Origin of the sequence: Ilyobacter sp., assembly GCF_041583315.1 — a bacterium.
Taxonomy (GTDB): Bacteria; Fusobacteriota; Fusobacteriia; order Fusobacteriales; family Fusobacteriaceae; genus Ilyobacter.
Genome location: NZ_JBFHGC010000229.1, coordinates 1 through 4,286, shown reverse-complemented (window position 1 = coordinate 4,286; position 4,286 = coordinate 1). Strand labels below are relative to the sequence as shown.

The 4,286-nt window shown below is 29.0% G+C and carries 6 protein-coding genes and 1 pseudogene; 4 read left to right on the top strand and 3 right to left on the bottom strand.

Annotation, left to right across the window (positions count from 1 at the left end; genetic code table 11):
- From ABZA26_RS08830 to ABZA26_RS08815, 4 genes are all read left to right on the top strand, one after another.
- Positions 1 to 215, top strand: a 215-nt coding sequence (locus ABZA26_RS08830) for a hypothetical protein (protein ID WP_372714153.1), incomplete at its 5' end; no start/stop codon positions are given.
- Positions 216 to 253: 38 nt separating this feature from the next.
- On the top strand, positions 254 to 883 hold the full coding sequence (gene udk / locus ABZA26_RS08825) for a uridine kinase (protein ID WP_372714152.1): 630 nt from the start codon (positions 254 to 256) through the stop codon (positions 881 to 883).
- Positions 884 to 886: 3 nt separating this feature from the next.
- Positions 887 to 1,648, top strand: coding sequence for an exodeoxyribonuclease III (locus ABZA26_RS08820; RefSeq protein ID WP_372714151.1), 762 nt, complete (start codon positions 887 to 889; stop codon positions 1,646 to 1,648).
- A 58-nt stretch (positions 1,649 to 1,706) separates the two neighbouring features.
- A complete protein-coding gene (locus tag ABZA26_RS08815) occupies positions 1,707 to 1,970 on the top strand; it encodes an STAS-like domain-containing protein (RefSeq protein ID WP_372714150.1) in 264 nt (87 codons plus the stop codon).
- 44 nt (positions 1,971 to 2,014) lie between these two features.
- Here the strand turns inward: ABZA26_RS08815 and ABZA26_RS08810 are convergent, their stop codons facing one another.
- From ABZA26_RS08810 to ABZA26_RS08800, 3 genes and pseudogenes are all read right to left on the bottom strand, one after another.
- Positions 2,015 to 2,710 (bottom strand): LrgB family protein, encoded by a 696-nt coding sequence (locus ABZA26_RS08810; protein WP_372714149.1) that lies wholly within the window; start codon positions 2,708 to 2,710, stop codon positions 2,015 to 2,017.
- On the bottom strand, positions 2,707 to 3,048 hold the full coding sequence (locus ABZA26_RS08805) for a CidA/LrgA family protein (protein WP_372714148.1): 342 nt from the start codon (positions 3,046 to 3,048) through the stop codon (positions 2,707 to 2,709). Before ABZA26_RS08805 ends, ABZA26_RS08810 begins: the two co-directional genes overlap by 4 nt.
- Before the next feature lie 314 nt (positions 3,049 to 3,362).
- Positions 3,363 to 4,286: pseudogene (locus ABZA26_RS08800) on the bottom strand (hypothetical protein); the annotation flags it as partial.

The following is a 4,286-nucleotide window of genomic DNA, read 5'->3' as shown; positions in this document are numbered from 1 at the left end:
GGCTGTTAGCTCTAGAAGAGCTGGTTCTGGTGGCTGGGCTGTTAGCTCTAGAAGGGCTGGTTCCGGTGGCTGGGCTGTTAGCTCTAGAAGAGCTGGTTCTGGTGGCTGGTAAAAATAATTTACACAAAAGAAGACAGCAAATGCTGTCTTCTTTTGATTTATTGATATTTTATCTCAAGTATTGTATAATAAAAAAATACTTTTTAGCAATTTAATATCCAATTTTTGAATATAAGCAGGAGGAAATTAAATAATGAAAAATTGCATCATTATCGGAGTGGCAGGAGGTAGTGGGAGCGGAAAAACCACTGTGGCAAAAAATTTAGTCAAGGCATTCAAATCGGAAGATGCAGTTTTGGTGGCTCAAGATGCTTATTATAAAGAGCTTAAGGATATGTCTATTCAGGAAAGAGCAAATGTAAATTTTGATCACCCAGATTCTATTGAATTTGAGCTTCTGAAGAAAGACTTGGAAACTCTTTTAAAAAACCAAGTTATAGAGAGACCAATATACGACTTCAAAACTCATTCTAGAAAAGAAGAAACGGTAACTATCCAACCTTCAAAAATAATAATTGTAGAGGGAATTTTATTATTTGCAGTGCCTGAAATCAGAAAAATGTTTGATGTCAAAATATTTGTAGATACAGATGCTGACGAGATGCTACTACGAAGAATCGAGAGAGACATACATGAAAGAGGAAGAACCTTTCAATCAGTTAGAGATCAATATTTAAAAACAGTAAAACCAATGTACCTTGAATTTTGTGAACCAAGCAAACGATATGCTGATGTTATTATCCCTAGGGGTGGAGAAAATAAAATTGCTGTAAATATGGTAATAGCAAAACTAAAAAGATATCTTCAGAAAGGAGCTTTATAATTTATGAAAATTTTATCTTGGAATGTTAATGGTATCAGAGCTGTTGAAAAAAAAGGTGCTTTTCAAGATATCTTTGAAAAGTTTTCTCCGGATATTTTATGTTTTCAGGAAACTAAAGCCTCTGAAGATCAGCTGATGGATGAAATCAAAGAAGTTCCGGGATATTATTCTTTTTTTGAATCAGCAGAAAAAAAAGGTTATAGCGGAGTGGCTCTTTATTCCAAAACAAAACCGTTATCTGTAAAAAACATGGATGTAAGTATCTTTGATGATGAGGGACGATATATCGAGGCTAAATTTGATAATTTCACTCTTATAAACTGTTATTTCCCAAATAGTCAAGAAAAAGGAAAAAGACTTGATTATAAATTAAAATTTTGTTCCGATCTTTTAGATTATTGTAATTCTCTTGTAGAAAATGGAGAAAATATTATTTTATGCGGTGATTATAATATTGCTCATCAAGAGATTGATCTTAAAAATCCTAAAAGTAATACTAATAATCCTGGATTTTTACCTGAAGAAAGGGAATGGATGACCAAATTTTTAGATTCAGGATATATTGATATCTTTAGACATCTGCATCCTGATGAAATAAAATATACGTGGTGGTCATACAGATTCAAAGCAAGAGAAAAAAATATTGGCTGGAGAATAGATTACCACTGTGTCAACAAAGACTTTATTTCAAATATAAAAAAAATTGAGATTCTTGACGAAGTAACAGGCTCTGATCATTGTCCTGTTCTGATAGAAATAAAATAAATTTTAAAAAGGAATTTCTATCCATTATTTGTACCTTTTTAATGAGAGGTGATTAAAAATGACTATTAAAATTATAAATTTTATAGACCACGATCCTGCTATACTTTTGGAAAAGATTTCTGAAAGTTTAAAGAAAAAGAAAAATATTATCCTGGATTTTTATTCTTTAGAATCACTTAATTATACATTTTTAGAAGATAGTATAGGAAAAATTTTGGACTCTTATAGTTTTGAGTCTCTGCAGTTTAAAATTACTTTTAAAAATGTAGATGTAGGTATAAAAGAGATGCTCTCTAAAATCATAAAAGAAAAATCACAATGAAAAGGCTCATATGAGCCTTTTTATTGTGATTTTAATAAATGCTCTCAAATTAAAAACTTTGTTAAAAGAGGAACTAAAAATATAGTGACTAATCCTGCCATTCCTATTGCAAGACCACTCATTGCACCCTCTATTTCCCCCATTTCAATGGCCTTAGACGTACCTACTGCGTGACTTGATGTTCCTATTCCTATCCCCTTCGATATCTTATTTTCAATTTTAAAAAATTTACAAATAAATGGAGAAGATATAGCCCCTGTAATTCCTGTAATCATTATTCCAACTACTGTTATAGAAGGGTCTCCACCCAAGCTTTTAGAAAGTTCTATTCCTATTGGAGTTGTTATTGATTTTGGTATCATGGATAATATCAATAATTTTTTCAGACCAAATAATTTTCCTAAAACTATTACAGATAATACAGCTGTAAATGACCCCGCTACAACCCCTGCTAGTATTGGAAAAAAATACTCTTTCAACCTTTGGGTATGTTTATATAGAGAAACGCCCAAAACCACTGTAGCTGGCCCTAAAAAAAACATTATTATATTTCCACCACTAGAATAGGCTTCATAAGGAATATTAAATTTTAAAAGAAATAAAATTGTTAAAGTAATTGATATCATGAGTGGATTAAATATAGGGTATCTCCATTTCATATAAATTCTTTTTCCCAATTCAAAAGTAGATAGACTTAAAATTATACCAAATAAGGGATTATATAAAATAGATTTTATCATTTTTTTCTCCTTATAAAAAAATCAACTACTTTGCCTGTCACAACCATCGTAAGCAAAGTAGTTATGACTGCTATAAATATCAATTTTATCCAATTTCCTTTTAAAACTTCAAGAGAATTAATAAGCTTTATACCAGGAGGAAGAAAGAATATTGCCATGTTTATAAGTAAAATATTAGCAGCTTTTTCAATCTGATTCAACTTTAATATTCCTAAACTTAAAAGAAAAAACATGAGTAACATTCCCAATACCGTTCCTGGAATTGGTAAACCAAAAGACTTACTTACAATCTCTCCAAGATAGGTAATTCCGAATATAAATAAAAATTGTATGATCATGTTTAAGCCTCCTCATGTGAGATTATAGCATAAGTATAAAAAATAATAAACTCAACTATACATCTCTAAATATAATTTATAAAGGATGATAATCCTCATAAGATTTCAAACTTGAATTGCAAGTAAAATTCTAAATATATTTATTCAAATAATAAATTATAATTTATGAAGGATTACAATTTATATCTGTTTTGACTGAGTGTTTCTATTAAATTCTTATTTTTTTCTTTATAAAACTTCTTTCTACTGACATATTATTTACCCGTTTTATCATCCCAGATATATTATAAGAATATCTTTATCTAATTTTTATATTAGGCAAAACCTTTTTCTTCTTTTAATATCTGAGATACATAGATTCTTTCCATTGTTTTAAATATTTTTTCATGAATATTTGTAAAAGTTTTACTGTTGGTTGTTTTTAAATATTTTTTTATTGCTTTTTCTCTGATATCTAGTTTTTCTTCTTCATTCATTTTGTCATATAGTTCCAAGAGTAATTTGGTAATAGGATCTTCTCCTAAAACCTCTTTCTTTCTTATTGGCGCTTCTATGATTTCGGCATCCTCTATATTTGATGTCTCTTTGATTAATGATTTTATCTTTGTTTTTTTATTAGAGGTATCCAGAACTATTTCAGGAGTTTCTATTTTTTCACTGAACAATTCCATATTTTTATTTTTTAGATTCTTTATAATACCATTTATATAAGAAACTAGAGTTTTCGTTATCTCAGTATTAAGGTTGGAATACAATATTTTTAAAATATTTATTACGTATTCTTCACCTTCTTCTTTATAAAGTTTATTTAATTTATTATCCACTCTTTTATTCCAAGATTTTGAAACAAAAATATTACGTTTTGCTTTTTTTATCTCTCCCTGAAGTTTTTCAGAAAACTCATTTAAATCTAACTTATCGCTATTTTCAGTGGTCTTATTTGCTATTTTCTTCGGAGTTTTATTTTCAATAAGGCTTGATATATGGCAATTATTATCTTTTTCAGGATTGAAGTTATACATGAACCTATAACTTTTTATATCTTTTATCTCTTCAACTCGATAATCTAGAAGATATCCTTTTGAAACTAAAATATCAAAGGATTTTTTTATTCGTCTTAATCCCTGTTTTATTTTGCTTACCTCATATTCCTTATATTCTCCATTTTTTAATTGCTTTTTTATTCTGCTTGTAAGGGTAAGAGGTATTATTGTGGCCAGTGTCTCTATTCTTTGGTC